Origin of the sequence: Acidovorax sp. 56 (genome assembly GCF_002749705.1) — a bacterium.
Taxonomy (GTDB): Bacteria; Pseudomonadota; Gammaproteobacteria; order Burkholderiales; family Burkholderiaceae_C; genus Acidovorax.
This window is the reverse complement of the sequence record NZ_PEEV01000001.1, coordinates 2384228-2410965: the sequence shown is the minus strand read 5'-3', so window position 1 is coordinate 2410965 and position 26738 is coordinate 2384228. Positions and strand designations below refer to the sequence as shown.

22 protein-coding genes are annotated in these 26738 nt (G+C 65.3%); 6 read left to right on the top strand and 16 right to left on the bottom strand.

Annotated elements, in window-relative coordinates; genetic code table 11:
* Nucleotides 1-69 precede the first annotated feature (69 nt).
* The 3 genes from murA to hisD are packed head-to-tail and all read left to right on the top strand — an operon-like array spanning nucleotide 70 to nucleotide 3405.
* Nucleotides 70-1344, top strand: a complete 1275-nt coding sequence (gene murA, locus CLU88_RS10685; protein ID WP_099656576.1) for a UDP-N-acetylglucosamine 1-carboxyvinyltransferase — start codon at nucleotides 70-72, stop codon at nucleotides 1342-1344.
* A complete protein-coding gene (hisG, locus tag CLU88_RS10680) occupies nucleotides 1341-2000 on the top strand; it encodes an ATP phosphoribosyltransferase (RefSeq protein WP_099656575.1) in 660 nt (219 codons plus the stop codon). Before murA ends, hisG begins: the two co-directional genes overlap by 4 nt.
* 22 nt (nucleotides 2001-2022) lie before the next feature.
* The gene (gene hisD / locus CLU88_RS10675; RefSeq protein WP_099656574.1) at nucleotides 2023-3405 is read left to right on the top strand and encodes a histidinol dehydrogenase; all 1383 of its coding nucleotides are present in this window, start codon (nucleotides 2023-2025) and stop codon (nucleotides 3403-3405) included.
* On the opposite strand, the gene CLU88_RS10670 is transcribed toward hisD, so the two are convergent.
* A complete protein-coding gene (locus CLU88_RS10670) occupies nucleotides 3392-3820 on the bottom strand; it encodes a DUF2917 domain-containing protein (protein ID WP_099656573.1) in 429 nt (142 codons plus the stop codon). The two genes, hisD and CLU88_RS10670, sit on opposite strands and share 14 nt — an antisense overlap.
* A 153-nt stretch (nucleotides 3821-3973) precedes the next feature.
* Between CLU88_RS10670 and CLU88_RS10665 the strand changes: the two genes are divergently transcribed.
* Complete coding sequence (locus CLU88_RS10665) at nucleotides 3974-5419, top strand: PLP-dependent aminotransferase family protein (protein WP_099656572.1); 1446 nt, start codon at nucleotides 3974-3976, stop codon at nucleotides 5417-5419.
* 51 nt (nucleotides 5420-5470) lie between these two features.
* Here the strand turns inward: CLU88_RS10665 and CLU88_RS10660 are convergent, their stop codons facing one another.
* From CLU88_RS10660 to CLU88_RS10595, 14 genes are all read right to left on the bottom strand, one after another.
* Nucleotides 5471-6298: an MBL fold metallo-hydrolase gene (locus CLU88_RS10660; RefSeq protein ID WP_099656571.1), complete on the bottom strand. Its 828-nt coding sequence runs from the start codon at nucleotides 6296-6298 to the stop codon at nucleotides 5471-5473.
* A 113-nt stretch (nucleotides 6299-6411) separates the two neighbouring features.
* Nucleotides 6412-7560: a galactonate dehydratase gene (gene dgoD / locus CLU88_RS10655; RefSeq protein WP_099656570.1), complete on the bottom strand. Its 1149-nt coding sequence runs from the start codon at nucleotides 7558-7560 to the stop codon at nucleotides 6412-6414.
* A gap of 30 nt (nucleotides 7561-7590) precedes the next feature.
* Nucleotides 7591-8244: a 2-dehydro-3-deoxy-6-phosphogalactonate aldolase gene (locus CLU88_RS10650; RefSeq protein WP_099656569.1), complete on the bottom strand. Its 654-nt coding sequence runs from the start codon at nucleotides 8242-8244 to the stop codon at nucleotides 7591-7593.
* Entirely contained in the window at nucleotides 8241-9284 is a 1044-nt protein-coding gene (locus tag CLU88_RS10645) for a 2-dehydro-3-deoxygalactonokinase (protein WP_099656568.1), read from the bottom strand. Before CLU88_RS10645 ends, CLU88_RS10650 begins: the two co-directional genes overlap by 4 nt.
* Nucleotides 9285-9290: 6 nt before the next feature.
* Nucleotides 9291-10229 (bottom strand): dihydrodipicolinate synthase family protein, encoded by a 939-nt coding sequence (locus CLU88_RS10640; protein WP_099656567.1) that lies wholly within the window; start codon nucleotides 10227-10229, stop codon nucleotides 9291-9293.
* A gap of 109 nt (nucleotides 10230-10338) precedes the next feature.
* A complete protein-coding gene (locus CLU88_RS10635) occupies nucleotides 10339-12072 on the bottom strand; it encodes an IlvD/Edd family dehydratase (protein WP_099656566.1) in 1734 nt (577 codons plus the stop codon).
* Between the two features lie 45 nt (nucleotides 12073-12117).
* Nucleotides 12118-13158: a galactofuranose ABC transporter, permease protein YjfF gene (gene yjfF / locus CLU88_RS10630; RefSeq protein WP_099658791.1), complete on the bottom strand. Its 1041-nt coding sequence runs from the start codon at nucleotides 13156-13158 to the stop codon at nucleotides 12118-12120.
* A gap of 20 nt (nucleotides 13159-13178) precedes the next feature.
* Nucleotides 13179-14231, bottom strand: a complete 1053-nt coding sequence (locus tag CLU88_RS10625; RefSeq protein ID WP_099656565.1) for an ABC transporter permease — start codon at nucleotides 14229-14231, stop codon at nucleotides 13179-13181.
* Nucleotides 14232-14415: 184 nt separating this feature from the next.
* Nucleotides 14416-15945 carry a sugar ABC transporter ATP-binding protein gene (locus tag CLU88_RS10620; protein ID WP_099656564.1) on the bottom strand — a complete coding sequence of 510 codons (1530 nt, stop codon included), beginning with the start codon at nucleotides 15943-15945 and terminating at the stop codon, nucleotides 14416-14418.
* A gap of 169 nt (nucleotides 15946-16114) precedes the next feature.
* Nucleotides 16115-17335: a multiple monosaccharide ABC transporter permease gene (gene mmsB / locus CLU88_RS10615; RefSeq protein WP_099656563.1), complete on the bottom strand. Its 1221-nt coding sequence runs from the start codon at nucleotides 17333-17335 to the stop codon at nucleotides 16115-16117.
* A 5-nt stretch (nucleotides 17336-17340) separates the two neighbouring features.
* Nucleotides 17341-18915: a multiple monosaccharide ABC transporter ATP-binding protein gene (mmsA, locus tag CLU88_RS10610; protein WP_099656562.1), complete on the bottom strand. Its 1575-nt coding sequence runs from the start codon at nucleotides 18913-18915 to the stop codon at nucleotides 17341-17343.
* A gap of 111 nt (nucleotides 18916-19026) precedes the next feature.
* Entirely contained in the window at nucleotides 19027-20097 is a 1071-nt protein-coding gene (gene chvE / locus CLU88_RS10605) for a multiple monosaccharide ABC transporter substrate-binding protein (RefSeq protein WP_099656561.1), read from the bottom strand.
* A gap of 162 nt (nucleotides 20098-20259) precedes the next feature.
* A complete protein-coding gene (locus tag CLU88_RS10600) occupies nucleotides 20260-21225 on the bottom strand; it encodes an ABC transporter substrate-binding protein (protein WP_099656560.1) in 966 nt (321 codons plus the stop codon).
* A 125-nt stretch (nucleotides 21226-21350) separates the two neighbouring features.
* Entirely contained in the window at nucleotides 21351-22802 is a 1452-nt protein-coding gene (locus tag CLU88_RS10595) for an aldehyde dehydrogenase family protein (protein WP_099656559.1), read from the bottom strand.
* A gap of 107 nt (nucleotides 22803-22909) precedes the next feature.
* Here CLU88_RS10595 and CLU88_RS10590 point away from each other — a divergent pair, with 107 nt between their 5' ends.
* On the top strand, nucleotides 22910-23872 hold the full coding sequence (locus CLU88_RS10590; protein ID WP_099656558.1) for a LysR family transcriptional regulator: 963 nt from the start codon (nucleotides 22910-22912) through the stop codon (nucleotides 23870-23872).
* 978 nt (nucleotides 23873-24850) lie between these two features.
* Here CLU88_RS10590 and CLU88_RS10585 read toward each other — a convergent pair.
* Nucleotides 24851-25609: an SDR family NAD(P)-dependent oxidoreductase gene (locus tag CLU88_RS10585; protein WP_369827628.1), complete on the bottom strand. Its 759-nt coding sequence runs from the start codon at nucleotides 25607-25609 to the stop codon at nucleotides 24851-24853.
* A 217-nt stretch (nucleotides 25610-25826) separates the two neighbouring features.
* On the opposite strand from CLU88_RS10585, the gene CLU88_RS10580 reads away from it, so the two are divergent.
* Nucleotides 25827-26723 carry an SMP-30/gluconolactonase/LRE family protein gene (locus CLU88_RS10580; RefSeq protein ID WP_099656556.1) on the top strand — a complete coding sequence of 299 codons (897 nt, stop codon included), beginning with the start codon at nucleotides 25827-25829 and terminating at the stop codon, nucleotides 26721-26723.
* Nucleotides 26724-26738 lie beyond the last annotated feature (15 nt).

Here is a 26738-nt window from a genome sequence, read left to right as displayed (position 1 = left end):
ATTGATAGCTGCTAGCGCTTATTGGATAGGCGCTAGAGGCACTTTTTATTATTATTCTGGTTTTTTGAGATGGACAAACTCCTGATTCGCGGCGGCCACCCCTTGCAAGGCGAGGTGCTGGTGTCTGGTGCCAAAAATGCCGCCCTGCCGGAGTTGTGCGCCGCACTGCTCACGGCCGAGCCCGTGACCCTGCTCAACGTGCCCCAGCTGCAGGACGTGAGCACCATGCTCAAACTCATCCGCAACATGGGCGTGACCGCCGACCGCTCGGACGACGGCACCGTGCGCATCGACGCCAGCGCGCTCAACACGCCCGAAGCCCCGTACGAATTGGTCAAGACCATGCGCGCCTCGGTGCTGGCGCTGGGCCCGCTGCTGGCGCGCTTTGGCGAGGCCACGGTGTCGCTGCCCGGCGGATGCGCCATCGGTTCGCGCCCGGTGGACCAGCACATCAAGGGCCTGGCCGCCATGGGCGCCGAGATCGTGGTCGAACACGGCTACATGATCGCCAAGCTGCCCGCCGGCTGGAAGCGCCTGAAGGGCGCGCGCATCACCACCGACATGGTCACGGTGACGGGCACCGAGAACTTCCTCATGGCCGCCGCGCTGGCCGAGGGCGAGACGGTGCTGGAAAACGCCGCGCAAGAGCCCGAGATTTCGGACCTGGCCGAGATGCTGATCGCCATGGGCGCGAAGATCGAAGGCCACGGCACCAGCCGCATCCGCATTCAGGGCGTGGACCAACTGCACGGCTGCACCCACCGCGTGGTGGCCGACCGCATCGAGGCCGGCACCTTCCTGTGCGCTGTGGCCGCCACGGGCGGAGATGTGGTGCTGCGCCATGGCCGCGCCGACCACCTCGACGCTGTCATTGAAAAGCTGCGCGAGGCCGGTGCCACTGTGCAGGCCGTGGACGGCGGCATCCGTGTGCAAAGCGCTGGCGGGGCCACGCTCAAGGCCCAGGGCTTTCGCACCACGGAGTACCCCGGTTTTCCCACCGACATGCAGGCCCAGTTCATGGCGCTCAACTGCATCGCCCAGGGCACGGCCACGGTGACCGAGACGATTTTTGAAAACCGTTTCATGCACGTCAACGAGCTGGTGCGTCTGGGCGCCAAAATCCAGGTGGACGGCAAGGTGGCAGTCATTGAAGGCGTGCCGCGCCTGTCGGGCGCTACGGTGATGGCCACGGACCTGCGCGCTTCGGCCAGCCTGGTCATCGCGGGCCTGGTGGCCCATGGCGAAACCATGGTGGACCGCATCTACCACCTGGACCGTGGCTATGACTGCATGGAAGCCAAACTGCGCGGCATCGGTGCCGACATCGAGCGAGTAAAAGCATGAGCACCAACATGATCACCCTGGCGCTTTCCAAAGGCCGCATTTTTGAAGAAACCCTGCCCCTGCTGGCCGCTGCAGGTATCGAGGTGCTGGAAGACCCCGAAAAGTCGCGCAAGCTCATCTTGCCCACCAACCAGCCTGATGTGCGCGTGGTGCTGGTGCGTGCGTCCGACGTGCCCACCTATGTGGAATACGGCGGCGCAGACCTGGGCGTGACGGGCAAGGACACCCTGATCGAACACGGCAGCCAAAGCCTGTACCAGCCGCTGGACTTGCGCATCGCCAAGTGCCGCGTGAGCGTGGCTGTGCGCAAAGACTTTGACTATGAGCGCGCTGTCAAGCAAGGCTCTCGTCTGAGGGTGGCCACCAAGTACACCTCCATCGCCCGCGAGTTTTTTGCCACCAAGGGCGTGCACGTGGACATGGTCAAGCTCTACGGCAGCATGGAACTGGCCCCGCTCACGGGCCTGGCCGACGCCATCGTGGACCTGGTCTCCACCGGCAACACGCTCAAGGCCAACCATCTGATCGAGGTGGAGCGCATCATGGACATCAGTTCGCTGCTGGTGGTCAACCAGGCGGCGCTCAAGCTCAAGCGCGAGCCGCTGCGCCGCATCATTGATGCCTTTGCGTCTGCCATCCCTGCCGAAAAGAACTGAACCGCACCCCGCGCACCACACTATGAATTTAGTAGCTGCTCCCGCTCGTCTTTCAACCGCTGCAGCCACTTTTGAGGCTGATTTTGCAGCCCGTCTGCATTGGTCTGCCGACACCGATGCGGCCATCGAGCAGCGCGTGGCCGACATCCTGGCCGACGTGCAAAAGCGCGGCGATGCGGCGGTGCTGGAGTACACCGCCCGCTTCGATGGCCTCTCGGCCCCCGACATGGCGGCGCTGGAGCTGACCCAGGCCGACTTCAAGGCCGCGTTCGACGCCATTCCGCAGGCCCAGCGCGACGCGCTGCAGGCCGCTGCCAAGCGCGTGCGCAGCTACCACGAGGCGCAAAAGAAGGCCTCGGGCGAGAGTTGGAGCTACCGCGACGAAGACGGCACCCTGCTGGGCCAGAAGGTCACGCCGCTGGACCGTGTGGGCATCTACGTGCCCGGCGGCAAGGCCGCCTACCCGTCCAGCCTGCTGATGAACGCCATCCCGGCCCATGTGGCGGGCGTGCAAGAGATCATCATGGTTGTGCCCACGCCCGTGCGCGGCAGCGTGGCCACGGGCGGAACGGGCGAGGGCACCTCGACGAAGGGCGAGCGCAACGAGCTGGTGCTGGCAGCCGCCTACGTGGCCGGTGTGACCCGCGCCTTCACCATCGGCGGTGCACAGGCCGTGGCCGCCCTGGCCTACGGCACGGCCACCGTGCCCAAGGTGGACAAGATCACCGGCCCCGGCAACGCCTACGTGGCCAGCGCCAAGAAGCGCGTGTTTGGCACCGTGGGCATCGACATGATTGCAGGCCCGAGCGAAATCCTGGTGCTGGCCGACGGCACCACGCCGCCCGACTGGGTGGCGATGGACCTCTTCAGCCAGGCCGAACACGACGAGCTCGCGCAGAGCATCCTGCTGTGCCCTGACGCCGCCTACCTCGACGCCGTGCAGCGCGAGATCGACCGCCTGCTGCCCACCATGCCGCGCGCCGAGATCATCGCCAAGAGCCTTACCGGCCGGGGTGCACTGATCCTGACGAAGGACATGGAAGAAGCCTGCGCGATCAGCAACCGCATCGCACCGGAACACCTGGAAGTGAGCAGCACCGACCCACACCGCTGGGAGCCGCTGCTGCGCCACGCGGGTGCGATCTTCCTCGGCGCCTACACCTCCGAAAGCCTGGGCGACTATTGCGCAGGCCCCAACCACGTGCTGCCCACCAGCGGCACGGCACGCTTCTCGTCCCCGCTGGGCGTGTACGACTTCCAGAAACGCAGCAGCCTCATCGAGGTGAGCGAGGCCGGTGCCCAGGTGCTGGGCACCATCGCCGCCGAGCTGGCCTATGGCGAGGGCCTGCAGGCCCACGCACAGGCGGCCGAGATGCGCCTGAAGACCCCCCTCAAGCCGCGCTGATCGCCCCGCGCGGCAGCGGCTGCGACGGTGCGGCGGCTGCAGTGGGTACTGCGCTCAGTGGTGGCGCTGGCACCGTCACTGCGGGCGGGTAGGTCGCGCCCGCCTCGGCTTGGTGCCGCGCCCACAGCAGGCGTGCTGTGCGTGGCCCCTCGGCGCTCACCCGCAGGCGGGCAGGGCCGGTGAAGGACAGGCGCTGGCCTGCTTCCAGAAAATAGTCTTCCAGCAACCCGTCGCAGGTGACCCAGACGCGGCCGTCTTCCACTTCCAGCAAAGCGATTTCGCCCGCGCGGAAGTCCAGCACCTGCACGGCCTGCCGTGGCGGCAGGGGTTGGCGCTTCCATTGAAGGGACAGGGCACCCGGCGCAGGTTGGGCAGCGGTGGGCGGCGAGGGGATGGGGCGGGGCTGTGTGTTCATGGCGTCCACTGTGCGGGCAGGCGGCGCTGAAGGCCAGCCACAGGCAGGCGCTATCTGGGGCAGTACAGATGGGCAGTAGAGTGCATCTGTACTGTACGCACCCATGCAGCTCTGTACTGGCTGCCTGTGGGCTTGTCAGTACAGAATGCAGCCATGGCCACCGATGACTCCCCACCGCTGTACCTTCAAATTGCCGAGCAGCTGGCGCAGCTGATTCGCAACGGCACCTTGGCCCGGGGCGAGAAGCTGCCCTCGGTGCGTGAACTGGCGCGCCAGCACGGCGTGGCGCAAACCACGGTGGTGCAGGCCTACCACTGGCTGGAAGATGCCAGGCTGGTCACTGCGCGCCCGCGCTCAGGGTTTTTTGTGGCGGCGCGGCCTGTGAGTCTGCCCGAGCCCAGCACCCCGCGCCCCATGCGCAGGCCGCGTGACGTGTCGGTGGACTGGCTGGGGCAGCGCATTCTGGGGCGCCAGCAGCCCGAGGGCATGTTCTCGTTCAGCAGTGGCACCCCCGGGCCGGATCTGTTCAACCCTGACCGCGTGCGCCGCGCCGTGACCCGGGCGGCGCAGAGGCACCGGCACTTGCTGTGCACCTACCCGTCGTCGTCCGGCCATGAAGAGGCCCGCCGTGCCTTGGCGCGCTATGCCGTGGGATTGGGTTGCAGCCTGGACCCGGAGAACATCGTGGTCACTGGCGGCTGCATGGACAGCATTGCCCTGTGCCTGCGCACCGTCACCCAGCCAGGCGATGTGGTGGCGCTGGAGTCCCCCACGCATTTTTCGTTTCTGGAGGTGCTGCAGGGCCTGCACCTCAAGGCGCTGGAGATTCCCACCCACCCACGCCACGGTTTGTCGCTGGATGCGTTGCAACTGGCGCTGGACACGCAACCCGTCAAGGCCGTGTTGGTGGTGCCGACCCTGAGCAACCCCTTGGGCAGTTGCATGCCGCAGGGCGAGCGCAAGCGGCTGGCGCAGATGGCCTCGCGCCACGGTATCGCGGTGATCGAGGACGCGATCTACAACGATCTGGTCGAGGTCAATGAGATGCGCCGTGCCGTGAAGTCCTACGACACCACGGGCCACGTCATGCTGTGCGACTCGTTCTCGAAAACGCTGGCACCGGGGCTGCGCCTGGGGTGGGTGGAGGCCGGGCGCTGGGCCAGCAAGCTGCGGGGCATCAAGGACTTGCAGGCGGGCGGCCAGTCCGCGGTGCTGGAGCTGGCACTGGCCGATCTGATCACCCAGGCGGGCCATGCGGCGTCCATGCGCCAACTGCGTGCGGCGGTGGCGGCCCGCATGGACGCGGTGCGCAGCACCATCGCAGCGCATTTCCCGCAAGGCACGCGGGTCAGCGATCCGCCGGGAGGGCTGCTGCTGTGGGTGGAGTTGCCACGCGGAATGGATGCCAACCGCTTGCACGAGGCCTGCTTGCCCGAGCGCATTTTGGTAGCGCCTGGCACGCTGTTCAGCGCCAGTGGCCGCTTTCGCAACTGCCTGCGCATCGGGGTGGGCGGAGATTGGTCGCTGGAGCATTTGCAGGCCCTGGCACGCGTGGGCGACATGGCCTGCCACCTCTGGGCCGAGCCTGCTGCGGCCTGACGGACTGCAGGGCGCGCACGGCCGCCTGCAGCCGCGTTGGCCCGAATCTGCTCAGCCTGCGACTTGCCGCAAGGCAGGGCGCATTTGGCGCGTCACAGGGTCGATGTGGGCCGTGGGGATTTGGTAGGCACGGTCGTCAAACAGGTCAATGCCGCACTTGAGGTTTTCGATCCAGTCGAAAAAGTCGTTGATGGCCTGCTTGCCCATGATGGGGGCGCCGTGTTGGGGCACCAGCATGGCGATGTCCAACTGCCGTGCCATGGCCACCCACAGCCGCAGGATCTTGTTAGACACCATGTAGCGGCGGTGAAAGCCTTCCATGCGCGGGATGTGCGCCTTCAGGTCGGTGATGGGGCGAGCGGCTTCTGCTCCAGACATCATGGACACCGCCAAGTCGCCTGTGAAAAGGATCTTGCTGACCGGGTCGTAGAAGTGGAAGTTGCCTTCGGAATGCATGAAGTGTGCAGGCAGCAGCACCAGCTCGTGCCGACCCAGGGGCAGATGGCCGCCGCCGTCGGGCACGCCGATCACGCGGTTCTCAGTCTTGCCCACCTTGGTGAAGTGCGGTGCAAAGCGTTCCCACACCCGCGAGATGACCAGCGTGGCCTTGGTGCTGGTCATCCAGCGGTCCAGCGAGGCAATGATGTCTGGGTCGGCGTGGGAGGCGATCAGGTACGACAGCTTGTGTGGGGGGAAATGCTTGGTCATCCCCATGAACAGCTCGTTGAATGCCAGGTTGCCACCGGGGTCGATGATGGCCCCGGTGTCATCGTCCACGATCAAAAACTGATTGGCCTGCACTGCCTGTCCATCTTCCTCGATGAGGTCGGTGAACATGAGACAGGCGTGGTTCTTGTCACGATAGAGTTCGATGGCCATGGCAGTGCGTTGGAGCAGTAAAGCGCCGACTGTACGAGTGCCCCCAAAAAGCCTAATTGATTAATATCAAGTCCGTCACGATCAAGACACAATTTGCGGCGGAGGCTTGAGAATCACCACTCTGCGAAGCTGCCGTCCCGGTGGCGCCACACCGGATTGCGCCATTGGTGGCCTTGCTGGGCGCGCTCCTGCACATAGGCCTCGTTCACTTCAATGCCCAGCCCCGGCCCTTGCGGAATGGCCACCATGCCGTTTTCGTAGGCGAACACCTGGGGATTGCTCACATAGTCCAGCAGATCGTTGCTGGCGTTGTAGTGGATGCCCAGGCTTTGCTCCTGGATGAAGGCGTTGTAGCAAACCCCGTCCAGCTGCAAGTTGGCCGCCAGCGCAATCGGCCCCAGCGGGCAGTGCAGTGCCAGCGCCACGTCGTAGGCCTCGGCCATGGCGGCGATCTTGCGCGTTTCGGTGATGCCGCCCGAGTGCGATGGGTCGGGCTGGATGATGTCCACGTAGCCTTCCGACAGGATGCGCTTGAAGTCCCAGCGCGAGTACAGCCGCTCCCCCAGCGCAATGGGCGTGGACGACAGGTGGGCCAACTCCTTGAGGGCCTCGTAATGCTCGCTCAGCACGGGCTCTTCGATGAACATCAGCCGATACGGCTCCAGCTCCTTGAACAGCACCTTGGCCATGGGCTTGTGCACACGCCCGTGAAAATCCACGCCAATGCCCACGTTGGGCCCCACGGCCTCGCGCACTGCGGCCACGTTCTGCAGGCAGCGCTCCACCTTGTCAAACGTGTCCACGTACTGCAGTTCTTCGGTGCCATTCATCTTCACGGCGGTAAAGCCTCGGGCCACCGCTGCCTTGGCGGCGGCCGCCGTCTCGCTGGGGCGGTCGCCGCCAATCCAGCTGTAGACCCGGATGCGGTCGCGCACATTGCCCCCCAGCAGTTCAGACACCGGCACGCCCAGGGCCTTGCCCTTGATGTCCCACAACGCCTGGTCAATGCCCGCCAGCGCGCTCATGTGGATGCCGCCGCCCCGGTAAAAACCGCCCCGGTACAGCACCGTCCAGTGGTCTTCGATGCGCCGGGGGTCTTTGCCGATCAGGTACTCGCCCAGCTCTGCCACGGCGGCGGCGACGCTCTGGGCGCGGCCTTCCAAAATGGGCTCGCCCCAGCCCACGATGCCCTCATCGGTTTCGATCTTGAGAAAGCACCAGCGGGGTGGCACAAGGTAGGTGGTCAGTCGGGTGATTTTCATGGATGCAAAAAGGACCGTAGAGGGTTGGGTTCAAACCGCGCTAGTGGGATACGTGTGGCGCCAGGCCTGGACGAATGCAGCCGCGTTGCGGGCCACTTGCTCGGCGCTGTCGCCGGGGCGGTACAGGGCCGAGCCCAGGCCAAAGCCGCTGGCCCCCGCCGCGGCATAGGGCGCCAGGTTGTCGGGGGTGATGCCGCCCACGGGCAGCAAGGCCACGGGCGGGCGCAGCACGGCGCGCCAGGCCTTGAGCACCGCCGGGGCCAAGGCCTCGGCCGGGAACAGTTTGAGCACATCGGCCCCTGCGGCCAGCGCCGCAAAGGCCTCGGTCAACGTGGCCACCCCGGGGGCGCAGGCCAGGCCCGCCGCCTTGGCCGCGCGGATCACCGTGGGGTCGCTGTGCGGCATGACGATGACTTGCCCGCCCGCAGCGGCCACGTCGGCGCAGGCCTGGGGCGTGAGCACGGTGCCCGCGCCCACCAAGCAGTCAGCGGGTAGCGCATCGCGCAGTGCGCGGATGCTGGCCAGGGGCTCGGGGGAGTTGAGGGGGACTTCGATGGCGCGAAAGCCAGCGTCGTACAGCGCGTGGCCAATGGCCACCACCTCGTGGGGCTGCACCCCGCGCAGGATGGCGATCAGGCCGCACTGCTGCAGGGCCTGGATCAATGGCGTGTGGGTGGGATTCATGCGGCTTGGCTTTGGGTTGTTGGGGTGGGCAGCGGGCAGGGGGCTATCAGTCCAGCAGCCTGGGCGATGTGCCACAGGCCGCTCACAGTGGCCTGTGCGGCCACCGTGGGGGCGTTGAATCCATAGGCCTGCAGGGCGATGGCATAGCGGCGGCACAGGTCAGCCTCGCCGCACAGCACCAGGGGCATGGGCGAGCCACTCGCGTGTGGGGCAGGCGGGTACAGGTGCGCCAGGCTGGCCATCTCGTGCCCAATCAGCAGGCCCGAGAGGTAGTCGGCCTGCGCGGTCGCTGGCAGGGCGCCGGTCAGGCCCAGCGTGCGCGTGCTGAAGATGTGCGACAGCAGGCCCAGTGCCGCATCGCTGCCGCGTGCCACCTGCAGGCCTTGCGCAAACGCGGCGTCGTCGGGCGTGGCGGGCGCTTGCATCGTCTTGCCCAGGATGGTGTGGCCGCGCAGGGCGGCAAACACCTCGCCCGTCATGAAGGTGTGAAACTGCTCGATGCGGTGCTGCCGTGCCACCACCCATTTGCTGTGTGTGCCAGGCAGGCCCACCAGCACCGGGTCTGGGCCCGCCAGGGCGGCATCCGCCAGCACGCCCAGCACCTGCGTTTCTTCCCCGCGCATCACATTGGGCAAGGCCCCGCGCTGCAGCAGACCGGGCACGATGTGCACGGGCATTGCGTTGCCACGGCGCACCACGGTCAGCCCGCGTGCCAGGGCGTCGAGCGAGGTGGGCGCGTCCAGGTACTTGGCCTCACGCCAGCCCTGCGCGCTGCCCACCATGCCGCAGGCCAGCACCGGCACAGAGGGCAGGGCGGCCAGCCAGTCGCCGCAGGCGTCTTGCAAGGCACGCTCGAAGGCCGCACCGGGTTCCGTATCGGTGTGGCCTGCCGGTGCCGGGGGCAGGTTCATGATGCCCCAGGGGCGGTGGCGCTGTTCCAGCACCTGTCCTTGGTCATCCAGGCGAAAGGCACGCAGCGCGCTGGTGCCCCAGTCCAGGGCCACCAGGCGGGTGTGAGAGAGGTGGGCGGTGTCTGCCATGGCGGCTCACTGGCCCCAGCGCAGCACCAGCGGGTCCAGGCGGCGCGCAATATCGATCAGGCCGCGCCGCACTTCGGGGTGCATGGCCGGGAAGGGGTGGCGGCCTGCCTCGCAGGCGATCACGCCGCCTGCTTTCATCAGCGCCTTGGCAGTGAGGATGCCGCCCTGGCGGTTCTCGTGGTTGATGAGCGGCAGCCAGCGTTGGTACAGCGCAAAGGCCAGGTCTGCGTCGCCCTGGCGGTGCGCTTCGATGATGGGGCGGATGCCATCGGGGAAGGCGCCGCCCGTCATCGCGCCCGTGGCCCCGGCATCCAGGTCGGCCAGCAGGGTGATGGCCTCCTCGCCGTCCCACGGGCCTTCAATGGCGTCACGCCCCAAGCGGATCAACTCGCGCAGCTTGCTGGCGGCGCCGGGTACCTCGATCTTGAAGTAGGCCAGGTTCTCGATCTCTTGTGCCATGCGCGCGAGGAAGGGGGCCGACAGCACGGTGCCGCTGGCGGGTGCGTCCTGCACCATGATCGGGATGTCGATTGCGTCGGACACGCGGGCGTAGAACTCGTAGATCTGCGCCTCGGGCACGCGGAAGGTGGCACCGTGGTAGGGCGGCATGATCATCACCATGGCGGCACCCATGTCTTGCGCGGCGCGGCTGCGCTCGGCACACACGCGGGTGCCGTAGTGGGTGGTGGTGACGATGACGGGCACGCGGCCGGCCACATGCTCCAGCGATGTGCGGGTGAGGACTTCGCGCTCGGCATCCGACAGCGAGAACTGCTCGGAGAAGTTGGCCAGGATGCAGACGCCGTCCACGCCAGCGTCGATCATGAAGTCGAGGCAGCGCTTCTGGCTGTCGAGGTCGAGTGTGCCGTCTTCGTGGAAGGTGGTGGGCACGACAGGGAAGATGCCGCGATAGCGAGGGTTCTGGAGGGAATGCGTGACTGGCATGGCGGAGGATGGGTGGAAATTTGAATGAAATACGGCTCTGGCGCTTATCTGGAAAGCGCTAGTAGCTATGAAATGTGTAGCATGTCCTGTAGCTGATGGGCCACCGGTATCAGTGAGAGTGGCGCGGTACGGCGGCGCCCCGGCAGCCGACCAGGAAGTCGAAGTCGCAGCCATCGTCGGCCTGCAGCACGTGGTCCACATACAGGCGCTGGTAGCCGCCGCGTCCGCCGTTGTCGGTGCCCGCCAATGCGGCCAGGCGCGCGGCCAGTTCCTCGTCGCTGATGTCGAGATGCAGGCGGCCTTGTTCGCAGTCCAGCTCGATGAAGTCGCCGTCGCGCACGGCGGCCAGGGGGCCGCCGGCAGCAGCCTCGGGCGCCACGTGCAGCACCACGGTGCCGTAGGCGGTGCCGCTCATGCGTGCATCGGAGATGCGCACCATGTCTTTGACGCCCTGGCGCAGCAGCTTGGGCGGCAGGCCCATGTTGCCCACCTCGGCCATGCCGGGGTAGCCCTTGGGGCCGCAGTTCTTCATCACCATCACGCAGCTCGCGTCGATGTCCAGGTTTTCATCGACGATGCGCTCCTTGTAGTGCTCCAGGTTCTCGAACACCACGGCGCGGCCCCGGTGCTTGAGCAGCTCGGGCGAGGCGGCCGAGGGCTTGAGCACCGCACCACGCGGCGCCAGGTTGCCGCGCAGGATGCAGATGCCGCCATCGGCAATGAGCGGGTTGTTAATCGGACGGATCACCTCGTCGTTGTACTGCGGGGCTTCGCGCACGTTGTCCCACAGGCTCTTGCCGTTGACGGTGAGTGCGTTGGGATGGGGCAGCAGGTTGTTCTCACCCAGGCGGCGCAGCACGGCGGGCAGGCCGCCCGCGTAGTAGAACTCTTCCATCAGGAAGCGGCCCGAAGGCTGCAGGTCCACCAGCGTGGGCGTGCCGCGGCCGATGCGCGTCCAGTCCTCCAGGTCCAGCTGCACGCCGATGCGGCCCGCGATGGCCTTGAGGTGGATGACCGCGTTGGTCGAGCCGCCGATGGCCGCGTTGGTGCGGATCGCGTTCTCGAAGGCTTCGCGGGTCAGGATCTTGGAGAGCGTGAGCCCTTCGTGCGCCATCTCCACGATGCGGCGGCCGGACATGTGGGCCAGCACGTAGCGGCGCGCATCCACGGCTGGGATGGCCGCGTTGTGCGGCAGCGAGGTGCCCAACGACTCGGCCATGCAGGCCATGGTGCTGGCCGTGCCCATGGTGTTGCAGGTGCCTGCCGAGCGCGACATGCCGGCCTCGGCCGCGAAGAACTGGTGCTCGTTGATCTCGCCCGCCTTCAGCGACTCGTGCAGGCGCCAGACGGCTGTGCCCGAGCCAATGTCCTTGCCATCCAGCTTGCCGTTGAGCATGGGCCCGCCCGTGACCACGATGGCCGGCACGTCGCAGCTGGCCGCGCCCATCAGCAGCGCGGGCGTGGTCTTGTCGCAGCCCACCAGCAGCACCACCGCGTCGATGGGGTTACCGCGAATGGCTTCTTCCACATCCATGCTGGCCAGGTTGCGCGTGAGCATGGCCGTCGGGCGCAGGTTCGATTCGCCGTTGGAGAACACCGGGAATTCGACCGGAAAGCCGCCGGCCTCGTAGATGCCGCGCTTCACGTGCTCGGCGATCTTGCGAAAGTGCGCGTTGCAGGGCGTCAGTTCAGACCAGGTGTTGCAGATGCCGATGATCGGGCGGCCGTCGAACTCATGGTCCGGGATGCCCTGGTTCTTCATCCAGCTGCGGTACATGAAGCCGTTCTTGTCGGCGGTGCCAAACCATTCGGTGGAGCGGAGTTTGCGCTTGGGGGTAGTCATGGTGGGGGTCAGAGAGAATCAGAGAGGGAGAAAGAGAGCGTTGAATCAGTGGCGCTGGGCGGTGCGGTGCGTGAGCAGGCGTTGCAGCAGGCAGAAGACAAACAGCAGCACCCCGACGACGATGCGCGTCCACCAGGAGCTGAGCGTGCCGTCGAAGGAAATCAGGGTCTGGATGATTCCGAGCATCAGCACGCCAAACAGCGTGCCCGCCACATAGCCCACGCCGCCGGTGAGCAAGGTGCCGCCAATCACCACGGCGGCAATGGCATCGAGCTCCATGCCCGTGGCGTGCAGGCCGTAGCCCGATAGCATGTAGAACGTGAACACCACCCCTGCCAGCGCTGAGCACAGGCCCGACAGCGTGTACACGCCGATGAGCGTGCGGCGCACTGGCAGCCCCATCAGAACGGCCGAGTGCTCGCTGCCGCCCACGGCATACACATTGCGGCCAAAGGGCGTGCAGTGCGCGATGAAGGCGGCCACCAGCAGCACGCCCAGCGCAATCAAGGCACCGAGCGAAATCGACATGGACTCACCCAGCGTCCAGCGCCACTGGGCCATGTCAGAGTAGCCCTCGTGGGTGATGCTGATCGAGTCGATGCTGATGAGATAGCACAGGCCGCGCGCGAGGAACATGCCCGCCAGCGTCACGATGAAGGGCTGCAGCCGAAACCGCTCGATCAAAAAGCCCATGCAGGCCCCAAACACCGTGCCCATGGCCAACACCAGTGCAATGGCGGCGGTGGGGCTCCAGCCATGGCGCTCCACCAGCGATGCCAGCACCATCGTGGTCAACGCCACCACCGAGCCCACAGACAGGTCGATGCCGCCCGACAGAATGACGAACGTCATACCCACCGCCACGATCACCAGGAAGGTGTTGTCGATCAGCAGGTTGAGAAACACCTGCGCCGAGAAAAAACCGGGGTACAGCACAGAGCCCGCCGTGGCCATGACGGTGAACAGCGCGATGGTGGTGGCCAGGGGCAGGTATTTGGGGTTCAGGCGCGGGCGCCATGCGAAAGCGGCTGAGGGCGCAGGGGCTTGGCTTGGTGCCTGTGTCTCGGTCGGCGGGGCCGCGTTCATCAGGGGTTGGGGCAGGCTGCTCATGCCGACACTCCTGTCACTGCGGGGCGGCGAGCCATGGCACCCACGCTCGCCCGAAACTCGGGGGATTGCAGCAGCATCACCAGGAACACCACGATGGCTTTGACGACCAGGTTGATCTCTGGCGGCACGCCCAGGGAGTAAATGGCATACGTGAGCGACTGGATGATGAGCGCGCCCACCACACTGCCCACCAGGCTGAAGCGCCCGCCTGTCAAGGCCGTACCCCCGAGCGTCACCGCCAAAATGGCGTCCAGCTCCAGCAGCTGGCCTGCGTTGTTGCCATCAGCGCTTTTGACGTTGGAGCAGATCAGCAGCCCGGCCATGCCCGCGCAGACCCCGCAAAACGCATAGGCCGCCACCACCAGGCGCCGGGCCTGCACCCCGGCCACCCGGGCCGCCGCAGGGTTGATGCCCACAGCCTGCACAAACAGCCCCAGCGCCGTGCGGGTGACGGCCAGGTAGAGCACGGCAAACACGGCGGCCACCACAAACAGCGAGAACGGAAGCCCCAGCAGGTAGCCGCCCCCGAGAAAGAAAAACGGCGTGTAGTAGATGGTGATGATCTGCCCATCGGTGATGAGCTGGGCAATGCCCCGGCCCGCCACCATCAGGATCAGCGTGGCAATGATGGGCTGCATGCCCACCTTGGCCACCAGCGCGCCATTCCACAAGCCGCACAGCAGCGCAACGCCCATGGCCCCGGCAATGGCCACGGGCAGCGGAAACCGGCTCTCGGTGCCCGACACCGCACCGCCAACCATCCACGCCGCCACCGCTGCGGCAATGGCCACCACCGCACCGACCGAGATATCGATGCCGCGCGTGGCAATCACCATCGTCATGCCCAGCGACACCAGCACCAGTGGGGCTGCGCGGTTGAGGATGTCGATCAGGCTGCCGTACAGGTGACCATCGCGCCACTCAATGTGCAGGAAGCTGCTGTTGAAGGCAGTGTTCACGCCCAGCAGCAACAGCAGGGTGATGAGCGGCCAGGCCAGCCGGTGGCGCAGCAGGGCGGTCACAGGGAAGATGGTGCTACGTTCAGACATAGAGGTCATCCATGGCGCTGCGCAAGACACTGGCGCGGCCTGGGCGAGGGCAGCCGAGCAAGGGCCGCCGCGACATCCCAATGTCGCTTCCGCTCCGTGTGAGGGCTGCGTCCCCCTGCCCGCATCGCTTAGCGATGCGAGAGCGGGGGGAGGCCGCGAAGCGGCTCTGGGGGGGTTCTCTATGTCAAGCATGTTGTTCTGCGGCAATCAATTCATACACATCGTCTTCGCTGCTGCCCGCAGGCAACTCACCCACCTTTTCGCGTTCGCGCAGCACCACGATGCGGTGTGCCACGCGCACCACTTCGCTCATTTCGGAGGAGATGAACAGCACCGCCATGCCCGCCTGTGCCAGACGCAGGATCTGCTCCATGATTTCCTGCTTGGCGGCTACGTCGATGCCGCGTGTGGGCTCGTCCAGGATCAGCAGGCGGGGCTCTGTGGCCAGCCAGCGCGCCAAAATGGCCTTTTGCTGGTTGCCGCCCGACAAGAGGCCAATAGGCGTGTCCACGCTGGCGGCTTTGATGCCCAGCAGTTGCACGTAGCGCTGTGCCATCTCGGCTTGCTCGGCGCGCGACAAAAAGCGTGAAAGCCCCAGGCGGGCCTGCAGCGCCAGCGCAATGTTCTCGCGCACCGACAGCTCGGCCACGATGCCGTCGGTCTTGCGCTCTTCAGGGCACAGCGCCAGGCCGCTGGCAATGGCGTCCATGGGGCTTGCGAAGGTGATGGCTTTGCCGTCCACCCGCAGCACACCCCGGTCCGGGGCTTCCATGCCAAACAGCAGCCGTGCCAGCTCGGTGCGGCCCGAGCCCAGCAGCCCCGCCAGCCCCACCACTTCACCCGCCCGGATCTGTAAGTCCAGTGGCTTGAGCTGCCCCGCCTTGCCCAGGCCCTCGGTTTGCACCAGTGCGGGCGTGGCGGCGTCCACCGCATTGGGCGCGGGGGCATGGGCGCTTTGTGCGGCCAGCTCTCGCCCCAGCATGGCGGCAATCAGGGCTGGCGCGGGCAAATCGCTGGCCAGCCATTCGCCCACCCAGCTGCCGTTGCGCAGCACGGTGATGCGGTCAGAGATGGCATACACCTGGTTCAGAAAGTGGCTCACGAACACGATGGCCAGCCCCTCGCCGCGCAGCTTGCGCAGCACCTGAAAGAGCTTTTGCACCTCGTCGTCGTCCAGGCTGGAGGTGGGTTCGTCCAGAATCAGCACGCGCGATTCGATGCTGATGGCCCGCGCAATCGCCACCAGCTGCTGCACGGCCACGGGGTAGTCCGACAGCAGGCGCGTGACGTCGATGTCCAGCCCCACGCGCTGCACCAGTGCCTGGGCGCGCTGGTGTACTGCGCTCCAATCGATGCGAAAGCCCTGCGCCCAGCCGCAGCGGGGGTAGCGGCCCGCAAAGATGTTCTCGGCCACCGAGAGGTTGGGGCAGAGGTTGACCTCCTGGTACACCGTGCTGATGCCCAGGCGTTGCGCCGCCAGGGGCGAGTTCGGCCAAACGGCTTCTTCCCCCAGTCGCATCTGCCCGCCGCTGGCTTCCAGCACGCCCGTCAGCACTTTGATCAGCGTGGACTTGCCCGCACCGTTCTGTCCCATCAGCGCGTGGATCTCGCCCGGGTACAGGTTGAGCTGCACATCGCGCAGCACGGGGATGCCCGCAAACTGCTTGTGGATGCCCGAGAGCTGCAGCACGGGAGTTGGGGATGGGCTGTTCATGGGGTTACAGACATCCGTGGTCGTCCGCATGGCCTGCCAAACTGGCGCGGCCAAGCGAGCGCCCCCGTGCAAGGGCCGCCCCGCCGCACTGGGGGCGTTCCCCTCCCGAGTCGCGTAGCGAGTCGAGAGAGGGGGAAGGCGCGAAGCGACTCAGGGGGTGCTTCATTCTTCATGCTTTGTTTTTGTTGTAAACGTCGACCAGAACGGCGGCCAGCAGCACCACGCCTTTGATGACCTGCTGGTAGTCAATGCCAATGCCCAGGATGGACATGCCGTTGTTCATCACGCCCATCACAAAGGCGCCAATCACCGCGCCCATCACCTTGCCCACGCCGCCTGAGGCAGAGGCCCCGCCAATGAAGCAAGCGGCAATCACGTCCAGCTCAAAGCCCAGGCCTGCCTTGGGCGTGGCGGTGTTCAGCCGCGCGGCAAACACCAGGCCTGCCAGGGCGGCCAGCACGCCCATGTTGATGAAGGCATAGAACGACAGGCGTTCGGTCTTGATACCGGAGAGCTTGGCGGCTTTTTCATTGCCGCCCATGGCGTAGATGCGCCGGCCAATGGTGGTGCGGCTGGTGACAAATTCAAAAAACACGATCAGCAGCGCCATGACGACCAGCACGTTGGGCAGGCCCTTGTACGAGGCGAGCAGGTAGCTGAAGGCAATCAGCAGCAAGGCAAACACCGCCGTCTTGATCGCGAAGAAAGCCGCAGGCTCGGTGTGCACGCCGTGCTTGAGGCGGTTGGCACGCTCGCGCACCGCCGATACCGTGAGGGCCACAGCCACTGCCAAGCCCAGCACCATGGATGTGATGCGCAGACCTTCGCCGTTGGCAAAGTCGGGAATGAAGCCCGAGCTGAGCATCTGAAACGACTCAGGAAAGGGGCCCACCGACTGCCCTGCCAGCAACGCCAGCGCCAGGCCCTTGAACACCAGCATGCCTGCCAGCGTGACGATGAACGAGGGAATGCGCGAGAAGGCCACAAACCAGCCTTGCACCGCGCCAATGAGGCCACCGCACACCAGGCACACCAGGGTGGCGGGCACAAAGTGCCACTGGTACTGCACCATCAACACTGCTGCCAGTGCACCAATGAAACCGCACACCGAGCCCACCGACAGATCGATGTGCCCCGCCACGATCACCAGCAGCATGCCCAGCGCCATGATGACGATGTAGCTGTTTTGCAGGATCAGGTTGGTGAGGTTGAGCGGCTGCATCAGCGTGCCGTCGGTCATGTACTGGAAGAACCCCATGATCGCGACCAGCGTGATCAACATGCCGTATTCGCGCAGGTTGTGTTTGGCGTGGTCAAGCAGTGACCGCGTTGAGAGGGTGGTTCCACCCGAAGCGGGCGTGGCCGAGGCCGTGGTAGTTGTCTGGCTCATATTTTTTATACGTTGCGTTGCTGGTTACTGTCCGCTGCGTGGGCATGGGTGCGAGGCGCATCGGCTGGGGCATTGACAATCGCTCGCATGATTTTTTCTTGCGACGCCTCAGTCGTGGGCATCTCGGCCACCAAGCGGCCTTCGTTCATCACGTAGATGCGGTCGGAGATGCCCAGCAGCTCGGGCATCTCTGACGAGATCACGATCACGCATTTGCCCTCGGCCGCCATCTGGGCGATGAGGGTGTAGATCTCGTACTTGGCGCCCACGTCGATGCCGCGGGTGGGCTCGTCCAGGATCAGCACCTCGGGGTTGGTGAACAGCCATTTGGCCAACACCACCTTTTGCTGGTTGCCGCCCGAGAGGTTGAGCGTCTTTTGGTCCACGCCCGAGCAGCGCAGGCGCAGCTTGTGGCGGTAGTCCTGCGCCACCTGGTGCTCTTTGCCGTGGTCGATCACGCCCGCTGTGGCCACCCCTTGCAGGTGGGCCAGCGAGACGTTGAACTGGATGTCTTCGTTCAGCACCAAGCCGTTGCCCTTGCGGTCTTCGGTCACATAGGCCAGGCCGTTGTGTATGGCCTTTTCCACGGTGCTGACATCGATGGGCTGGCCATTGCGCAGCACCTCGCCGCTGATGCGGCGACCCCATGAGCGGCCAAACAGGCTCATGGCCAGCTCGGTGCGGCCCGAGCCCATCAGCCCGGCAATGCCGACGATCTCGCCGCGCCGCACCTGCAGGTCAATGCCTTTGATGAAGGGCTGCTCGTTGCGCTGGGGGTGGTAGGCGCGCCAGTTGCGCACCTCAAAGGCCACCTCGCCGATGTGGGGTTGGCGCTGCGGGTAGCGGTCGGCCATCTCGCGGCCCACCATGGCCTGGATGACGCGGTCCTCGCTCACCGCCTGCGCGTGGCAGTCCAGCATCTCGACGGTGCTGCCATCGCGCAGCACTGTGATGGAGTCGGCCACGTGGGAGATTTCATTGAGCTTGTGCGAAATGAGGATGCAGGTGATGCCCTGGCTTTTGAGCTCCAGCAGCAACTCCAGCAGGGCGTGGCTGTCGGTTTCGTTCAGGCTGGCCGTGGGCTCGTCCAGGATCAGCAGCTTGACCTTGCGCGACAAGGCCTTGGCAATCTCGACCAACTGCTGCTTGCCCACGCCCAGGTGGGTGATGAGGGTGTCGGGCGACTCTTTGAGACCGACCTTGTGCAGCAGGGCCTGCGTCATCTGGTGTGCGGCCATCCAGTCGATCACGCCCCGCTTGGCGGGCTCGTTGCCCAGAAAGACGTTTTCGGTGATGGACAAGAGGGGCACCAGGGCCAGCTCCTGGTGGATGATGGCCACGCCCAGGTGTTCGCTGTCGCGAATGCCCTGGAACTTGCGCTCTTCCCCCTCAAACACGATGGCGCCGCTGTAGCTGCCGTGGGGGTAAACGCCCGAGAGGACTTTCATCAGCGTGGATTTGCCCGCGCCGTTCTCGCCCACGATGGCGTGGATTTCTCCGGCGCGTACCCGCAGGTTGACCTTGTTCAGGGCAACGACGCCAGGGAAGGTTTTGCGGATATCCCGCATCTCTAGCAACATGGTGGTGTCTGATCTGGATGGCTCGTGCACGGAGGCTTACAGCCGGTGATCGATAGGGCGGGATGGGACCGGGCACCCGTGGTGCGTGGCCCCACCCCTCGGGGTGCAGGCTTACTTGACCTGCGCTTCGGTGTAGTAGCCGCTGCCGATCAGCACGCCATTCCAGTTGGAGGCATCCACCGCCACGGGCTTGAGCAGGTATGAGGGCACCACCTTCACGCCGTTGTTGTAGGTCTTGGTGTCGTTGATCTCGGGCTGCTTGCCCGTCAGCACCGCGTCCACCATGTTGGCCGCCACCTTGGCCAGCTCGCGGGTGTCCTTGAACACGGTGGAGTACTGCTCGCCCTTGAGAATGGACTTGATGGAAGGCACCTCAGCGTCTTGCCCGCTGACCACGGGGCAAGGCTGCTGGGCGGTGCAGTAGCCCACGCCCTTGAGGGACGACAGGATGCCGATGGAGATGCCGTCATAGGGCGACAGCACGGCGTGCACCTTGTCCTTGCCGTAGTAGGCTGAGAGCAGGTTGTCCATGCGCGCTTGCGCCACGGCGCCGTCCCAGCGCAGCGTGCCCACCTTGTTCATGCCCAGCTGCTTGCTGCGCACCACCAGCTTGCCGCTGTCCAGGTAGGGCTGCAGCACGCTCATGGCGCCGTCATAGAAGAAGAAGGCGTTGTTGTCGTCGGGCGAGCCGCCAAACAGCTCGATGTTGAACGGGCCCTTGCCTTGCTTGAGGCCGAGCTTGTCCACCAATGATGTGGCTTGCAGCACGCCCACCTGGAAGTTGTCGAACGTGGCGTAGTAGTCCACGTTCTTCGATCCCTTGATGAGGCGGTCGTACGCGATGACCTTCACGCCCTTGTCGGCGGCGCTTTGCAGCACGCGCGACAGCGTGGTGCCGTCAATCGACGCAATCACCAGCACCTTGGCGCCCTTGGTGATCATGTTCTCGATCTGGGCCAGCTGGTTCGGAATGTCGTCTTCGGCGTATTGCAGATCGGTCTTGTAGCCGCGCTCCTTGAGCACCTTGACCATGTTGTCGCCATCGGCGATCCAGCGCGCAGACGACTTGGTGGGCATCGAGATGCCGATGCTGCCCTTGTCCTGGGCCGATGCCAGCGATGTGGCGCCCACGGCGGCCAGTGCGACGGTGGCCAAGACGGCCTTGAAAATTGCTCGCTTCATTTGATTCTGTCTCCTAGTGTTGTTTTGATGGGCTGAGGCTCGGGTACGCCGGACCTTATGAAACTGTCGCTGCCCCAGGCGAGTGCCACCGCGCAAGGGCCGCCCCGCCGCGCTGGTGGCGTCCCCCTCAGGGGGAAGACGCCGCAGGCGGCTCAGGGGGAATCAATACTTCCGCTTAGGGAACTCTTGTGCCGCGATTTCCATCGGGAAGATGCCTTCTTCGGTCACGATGCGCTTGGGCACGGGCTTGCCGGCCTTGATGTCTTTGACGGCGCTCATCAGCTGTGGGCCCAGCAGGGGGCTGCATTCCACCGACACGTTCAGCTTGCCAGCCATCATGGCTTCAAAGGCGCCCTTGACGGCATCGATGGAGATGATGGTGATGTCCTTGGCGGGCTTCATGCCCGCTTCTTCGATGGCCTGGATGGCGCCAATGGCCATGTCGTCGTTGTGCGCGTACAGCACGTTGATCTTCTTGCCCTCGGCCTTGAGGAAGGCTTCCATCACCTCCTTGCCCTTGGCGCGGGTGAAGTCGCCGGTTTGCGAGCGCACGACCTTGAACTTGGGGTCGGCCTTGATGATTTCTTCAAAGCCCTTCTTGCGGTCGATGGCCGGGGCGGAGCCCACGGTGCCCTGCAGCTCGACGATGTTGACTTCGCCCTTTTGGTCCTTCATCTTCTCGACCAGCCAGCGGCCAGCCTTGCGGCCTTCTTCCACAAAGTCCGAGCCCATGAAGGTGACGTACAGCGAGGTGTCCTTGGTGTTCACGGCGCGGTCGGTCAGCACCACGGGGATCTTGGCGGCCTTGGCCTCGCGCAGCACGGGCTCCCAGCCCGATTCGACGACGGGCGAGAAAGCGATCACGTCCACCTTCTGGGCAATGAAGGCGCGGATGGCCTTGATCTGGTTTTCCTGCTTTTGCTGCGCGTCCGAGAACTTGAGTTCAATGCCCGCCTCTTTGGCGGCAGACTTGATGGACTCGGTGTTGGCTGTGCGCCATTCGCTTTCGGCCCCGACCTGGCTGAACCCGAGCACCAGGGGCTTTTGGGCCCAGGCGGTGGGAGCCAGCAGCCCGGCGGCCGAGGCGCAGGCGATGACGGACCCGAAGGTGCGGCGATTGATGGTCATGGTGTGTTGTCTCCTGTCTGTTGTTGCTATGGTTTGGGTGAGGGGGAACGCTGCAGGTGCGTTGCGTGGCGCCGCGTCTTTCAGACAGGGGCGGCGCTGTTGCGCACCGTAAATAGGTGGTGGGTTCAGGCCAGCATGTAACCGGTCTTGACGGTGGTGTAGAACTCGGCGGCGTAGCGGCCTTGTTCGCGGGGGCCGTAGCTCGATTCCTTGCGGCCGCCAAACGGCACATGGAAGTCCACGCCTGCGGTGGGCAGGTTCACCATGGTCATGCCCACAGCGGCATGGCGCTTGAAGTGCATGGCGCGCTTGAGCGAGGTGGTGCAGATGCCTGCGCACAAGCCAAACGGGGTGTCGTTGGCCAGCGCCAGCGCGTGGTCGTAGTCGTCGGCCTTGAGCACGCAGGCCACGGGGCCGAAGACCTCTTCGCGGGCAATGCGGTGCTCTGGCTGTGCCAGGAACAGCGCTGGGCTCATGTAGTGCCCGGGTGTGGGGCGCTCCAGCAGCTCACCGCCCCACACATGCTCGGCGCCTTCGTTTCTGGCGATGTCGAGGTAGCTTTGGTTGTGTGCCAGCTGGTGGCTGTCCACCACGGGGCCCATTTCGGTGCCGCGCTCCAGCGCATGGCCGACCTTGAGGGTCGAGAGCCGCTGGCGCAGCCGCGCGACAAAGGCTTCGTGCACGGGGGCTTCCACAATCAGGCGGCTCGATGCGGTGCAGCGCTGCCCGGTGGAGTAGTAAGAGCCTTGCAGTGCGCAATCAATGGCCTGCTCAAAGTCAGCATCGGCCAGCACCACCAGCGGGTTCTTGCCCCCCATCTCCAGCTGCACCTTGGCGCGGCGCAGCGTGGCCGAACGCAGGATGCGCTCCCCCGTAGCGACCGATCCGGTGAAGCTCACCGCGTTGACCAGCGGGTGCTCCACCAGCGTTTGGCCCACTTCGCGGCCGCTGCCCATCACCATGTTGAACACGCCCGCAGGCAGCCCGCAGCGGTGGATGATCTCTGCCAGCGCCCAGCCGCAGGCCGACACCAGCTCGGCAGGCTTGAAGACCACGGTGTTGCCGTAGGCCAGGGCGGGCGCAATCTTCCAGGCCGGAATCGCCATGGGGAAGTTCCAGGGCGCAACGATGCCCACCACCCCGACAGGCTCGCGGGTCACATCCACCTGCACGCCCTGGCGCACCGAGGCCATCAGCTCGCCCTGAATGCGCAGCGCCTCGCCCGCAAAGAACTTGAAAATCTGCCCGGCGCGGGCTACCTCGGCTACGGCCTCGGGCAGTGTTTTGCCTTCCTCGCGGGCCAGCAGCGTGCCCAGCTCGTCTTTGCGGGCCAGCAGCTCGTTGCCCACCTGGTCCAGCACATCGGCACGCCGCTGTGGGGCGCTTTGGCTCCAGTAGGGAAAGGCGTCTGCGGCGGCGCGGATGGCTTGCTCGGTCTGGTTGCGGTCGGCGCGTGCGTACTCGGCTACCACTTCACGGGTGTCGGAGGGGTTGGTGCTGACCCCCGTGGTGGTGCCAATCTCCCAGCGACCGTTGATGAGGTTTCTGGGGGTTTGCTGCATATCGCCGAGTCGCATGGAGACCTTTGCTATGGATGAGTGGCAAAGTCTAGGTTGTGTTTGGATATCAATCCAATCGTTTTTTCGGCAAAATAGATATCACTCTCTGCATTCTGGAAAACCCCATGAGCAACTACAACCACTGGTTCATCCGTGCCCGCTTGAAAACGCGGCAGCTGCTGTTGCTGGTGGCCTTGGCCGAGGAGGGCAACATCCACCGGGCCGCCCAGGTGCTCAGCATGACCCAGCCTGCGGCCTCCAAGCTGCTCAAGGACCTGGAGGATGTGCTGGAGGTGCCGCTGTTCGAGCGCTTGCCGCGCGGCATGCGCCCCACCTGGTACGGCGAGACCATGATCCGGTACGCGCGCATGGCACTGGCCAACCTGAACCAGGCGCACGATGAGCTGGTGGCGCTCAAGTCGGGCCATTTTGGGCAGGTGGGGGTGGGGGCCATCACTTCGCCCGCGCTGAGTCTGCTGCCCGCCGCGATTGCCTTGGTCAAGCAGGAGCACCCCAGCCTGCGCATCACGCTGGACATCGAAACCAGCCCGGTGCTGCTGGAGCGGCTGGACCAGGGCAAGCTGGACATCGTGATGGGACGGCTGTTTGCCGAGCACGACAAGGGCAATCTGCGCTACGAGCCTTTGACCGAGGAGATGGTCTGCGCGGTGGCCCGGCCGGGGCATCCGCTGTCGGGCATGACGGGGTTGACGCTGCGCGATGTGGTCTCGGCCGGCTGGATCGTGCCGCCTGCGGGCAGTGTGCTGCGCCACCGGTTTGACCTGATGTTCCAGCAAGACGGCCTGGCCCCACCGACCAATACGGTGGAGACCTCGGCCTTGCTGTTCATCACGCGCATGCTGCAGCAAAGTGACATGGTGGCGGTGCTGGCGCTGGATGTGGCGCAGTACTACGCCTCGCATGGCATCGTGACGGTGTTGCCGTTGGCGATGCCGTGTCACATGGATGCGTTTGGCATCATTACCCGGGCCGATCGGTTGTTGTCGCCAGCGGCCAAGGTGATGATGAAGGCGATCAAGCAGACGAGTCTGGTGCAGTATGGTCGGCGGTTGGAGTTGGGGGATTGATGGTTTGGAGTGAAATGTGCTGCTAGAGCTTGTGGAATAAGCGCGAGCAGCTATTAAATTTGTAGTGATTGTCTGGGCTTTTCTCTGCCCGGTCGCACCCCTGTCCGTTCGGGCTGAGCTTGTCGAAGCCAGGGCGTGTGCGTTGATCGGGCAGCATGCCTTTGCCCAGGGTGGGGGCCGGGTTGTCGCCCCGGCGGGCGACTCACTTTCTTTTGCTTCGCCAAAAGAAAGTAAGCAAAGAAAAGGCGACCCCAAGTCTGCGACCCCTTCGCTTTGCGAAGGGGCAAACCTGCGTCGTGGCGGTTGCGGGGTGCGCTGCGGAACTCACTGCGCTGCGTAGCAGCTCCGCTCAGACAGCCGCAGCGAGTCAGTTCACGAAGCATGGGCGCTACGACGCCCATGCCACCCCGCAACCGCCCCGCCGCAGGCGCAGCCACAGGGGGTGGATAGCCAAACAGCCGAACATCCCAACAGCCACACGTGTCGTCGCTGCGCTCGACCCAGCCAGCGCTGCACCCAGCGCGTGGCGCATGCGCCCGCGAGATGGGGCCGAGCGCAGCGATGGCCCGAAGGGATGTTGGTTGTTCGGCTGCCCCATCCCCTCTGTATGCGCCGAGGAGCGCAGCGGCCAGCGGATCAGGGCTCGCGACTGTTTGAGCGCAGTGAAACGAAGCGAGTTTGAGCGAGACCCCGCTGGACGCGAGCACCGCAGGTTGCCCCAGTGCGTAGCGCTGGGGACGCAGACAGTGGGGTCGCCTTCTTTTGCCTTCTTTTCTTGGCGATGCAAGAAAAGAAGGTGCCCCGCCGGGGGCACATCCCGGCACCCGCCCTCAAATCAGGCACGCCGCAAGATCAGCGAGCAAGCCCCGGCTTCGACGGGCTCAGCCCAAACGGTCGAAAACGATCAATGCAGTTGCTATCAAATTAATAGCTGCTAGCGCTTTGTAGATAAGCGCTAGAGCCTATTTTGACTAAAAATCAAACCCACCCAGCATCCACCTTGAACTCCTGCGCCGTGCACATGGCCGCATCGTCCGATGCCAGAAACAACACCATGCGGGCGATGTCATGCGGCTGCAGCTTGTCGGGCAGACACTGGTTGCGCGCCAGCTCCTTCTCGCCCTCCGCATCCAGCCAGAGCTTGATCTGGCGCTCCGTCATCACCCAGCCCGGCGACACCGTGTTGATGCGAATGCGGTCCTGCCCCAACGTCTTGGCCAGCCCCCGGGTCAGCCCGTTCACCGACGACTTGGCGATGGCATAGCACGGGTAGCCTGTGCCCTTGCCCTGCCAGCCGGTGGAGCCCAGGTTGATGATCGAGCCCGCCCCCAGCCGCCGCATGCCGGGCACCGCCGCCTGGATGGCGAAGAACGCGGGGCGCTCGTTGATGGCGATGCGCTCGTCGTAGTAATCGGGGGTCACGGACTCCAGGCTGTGCCGGTCGTCGCTGGCCACGTTGTTCACCAGGGCCGAGAAGTCGCCCAGGGCCGCCGCTGCATCGTGGATGGCGGCCTGCAGGGCTGCAATGTCCTTGACATCGCAGGCACGCCACCACGGCCGGGGCAAGCCTGCATCGGCCAATTGCTGCACCAGGCGTTCACTGGCCTCCTGGGCCACGTCGATGAAGGCCACCTTGGCCCCTTGCTCTGCAAAGGCCGACACGATGGCCGCCCCAATGCCACTGCCGCCGCCGGTGACGAAGACGCTGCGGCCATTCAGGCTGGGAAAGCGTGCCATGGCAGGGGTGGATGGGGCAGGGGCAGAAGCGCTTGAAAAATTTGACATATCAATTTAAATATCAATCAATGAATAAAAATAAGTATTCAAGTATCAATTGACGTTGATAAGATGCCCGCCGTCAAGAGGCATCGCCCTGAGCGGCCCCTAAAACGGTTCAAAAAACACAACGGAGACAAACGTGGGCCTTTTGAAAACACCGGGCGCGGCGTGGGCCATGCCCCCTGTGGGCGCTGTGCGCTGCGTGCACGCCGCAGGGGCGGCCTTGGGCGAGGGCGTGCTGTGGTCGGTGCGCGAGCAGGCCCTGTATTGGGTCGACATCCTGGGGCGGCAGTTGCACCGCTGGCGCCCAGGCGATGGCGGGCGTGCCCAGTGGTCTTTTGACGAAGAGATCTCTGCCGTGGCAGAGCGCCGCGATGCCCCTGGCTTGCTGGTCACCCTGCGCCGGGGCTTCGCCTGGTTTGACCCGGCCACGGGCGCCGCGCCGCGCTATGCGCACCAGCCTGCGACCGAGCCACCGGGCAACCGATTCAACGATGGCAAGTGCGATGCCCAGGGACGGTTTTGGGGCGGCACCATGGACTTTGACTGCCAGCAACCCACGGGGGCGCTGTATCGCTACGACCCCGACGGGCAGTGCTCGCGGCACGACGAAGGCTTTGTCGTTACCAACGGCCCCACCTGGGCCGGTGCAGCGCAGGGCGGGCACCTGTACTTCAACGACACGGTGCAGGGCTGCGTGTACCGCTACGACTTTGACGCCGAGCGCGGCAGCGTGTCGAACAAGCAACTGTGGCTGCGCCTGGCCGAGGGCGATGGCGTGCCCGATGGCATGACCACCGATGCCCAGGGCCGCGTGTGGATTGCGCACTGGGGCGGTGCCTGCGTCAGCTGCCACCACCCGGAGACGGCGCAAGAGCTGGGGCGTGTGCACCTGCCCACCAGCCACGTCACCAACTGCGCCTTTGGCGGCGCAGACCTGCAGACGCTGTTCATCTCCACCGCCCGCACGGGCCTGTCGCCAGAGCAACTGGCCGCGCAGCCTTTGGCCGGTGGCCTGTTTGCCGTGGATGTGGGCAGCCCCGGCGTACCTGCGCATTTGTTTGGCGGATAGGCGCAGGCCATGCGC

Coding starts and splice junctions, on each gene's coding strand:
- CLU88_RS10670 (WP_099656573.1), bottom strand. CDS start 3,820: ATGAACACACAGCCCCGCCCCATCCCCTCGCCGCCCACCGCTGCCCAA.
- CLU88_RS10650 (WP_099656569.1), bottom strand. CDS start 8,244: ATGAATCCCACCCACACGCCATTGATCCAGGCCCTGCAGCAGTGCGGC.
- CLU88_RS10580 (WP_099656556.1), top strand. CDS start 25,827: ATGCCCCCTGTGGGCGCTGTGCGCTGCGTGCACGCCGCAGGGGCGGCC.
- CLU88_RS10635 (WP_099656566.1), bottom strand. CDS start 12,072: ATGACTACCCCCAAGCGCAAACTCCGCTCCACCGAATGGTTTGGCACC.
- CLU88_RS10625 (WP_099656565.1), bottom strand. CDS start 14,231: ATGTCTGAACGTAGCACCATCTTCCCTGTGACCGCCCTGCTGCGCCAC.
- murA (WP_099656576.1), top strand. CDS start 70: ATGGACAAACTCCTGATTCGCGGCGGCCACCCCTTGCAAGGCGAGGTG.
- CLU88_RS10645 (WP_099656568.1), bottom strand. CDS start 9,284: ATGGCAGACACCGCCCACCTCTCTCACACCCGCCTGGTGGCCCTGGAC.
- CLU88_RS10665 (WP_099656572.1), top strand. CDS start 3,974: ATGGCCACCGATGACTCCCCACCGCTGTACCTTCAAATTGCCGAGCAG.
- CLU88_RS10585 (WP_369827628.1), bottom strand. CDS start 25,609: ATGGCACGCTTTCCCAGCCTGAATGGCCGCAGCGTCTTCGTCACCGGC.
- mmsA (WP_099656562.1), bottom strand. CDS start 18,915: ATGTTGCTAGAGATGCGGGATATCCGCAAAACCTTCCCTGGCGTCGTT.
- CLU88_RS10660 (WP_099656571.1), bottom strand. CDS start 6,298: ATGGCCATCGAACTCTATCGTGACAAGAACCACGCCTGTCTCATGTTC.
- CLU88_RS10620 (WP_099656564.1), bottom strand. CDS start 15,945: ATGAACAGCCCATCCCCAACTCCCGTGCTGCAGCTCTCGGGCATCCAC.
- CLU88_RS10595 (WP_099656559.1), bottom strand. CDS start 22,802: ATGCGACTCGGCGATATGCAGCAAACCCCCAGAAACCTCATCAACGGT.
- yjfF (WP_099658791.1), bottom strand. CDS start 13,158: ATGAACGCGGCCCCGCCGACCGAGACACAGGCACCAAGCCAAGCCCCT.
- dgoD (WP_099656570.1), bottom strand. CDS start 7,560: ATGAAAATCACCCGACTGACCACCTACCTTGTGCCACCCCGCTGGTGC.
- chvE (WP_099656561.1), bottom strand. CDS start 20,097: ATGAAGCGAGCAATTTTCAAGGCCGTCTTGGCCACCGTCGCACTGGCC.
- CLU88_RS10640 (WP_099656567.1), bottom strand. CDS start 10,229: ATGCCAGTCACGCATTCCCTCCAGAACCCTCGCTATCGCGGCATCTTC.
- CLU88_RS10600 (WP_099656560.1), bottom strand. CDS start 21,225: ATGACCATCAATCGCCGCACCTTCGGGTCCGTCATCGCCTGCGCCTCG.
- mmsB (WP_099656563.1), bottom strand. CDS start 17,335: ATGAGCCAGACAACTACCACGGCCTCGGCCACGCCCGCTTCGGGTGGA.
- hisG (WP_099656575.1), top strand. CDS start 1,341: ATGAGCACCAACATGATCACCCTGGCGCTTTCCAAAGGCCGCATTTTT.
- CLU88_RS10590 (WP_099656558.1), top strand. CDS start 22,910: ATGAGCAACTACAACCACTGGTTCATCCGTGCCCGCTTGAAAACGCGG.
- hisD (WP_099656574.1), top strand. CDS start 2,023: ATGAATTTAGTAGCTGCTCCCGCTCGTCTTTCAACCGCTGCAGCCACT.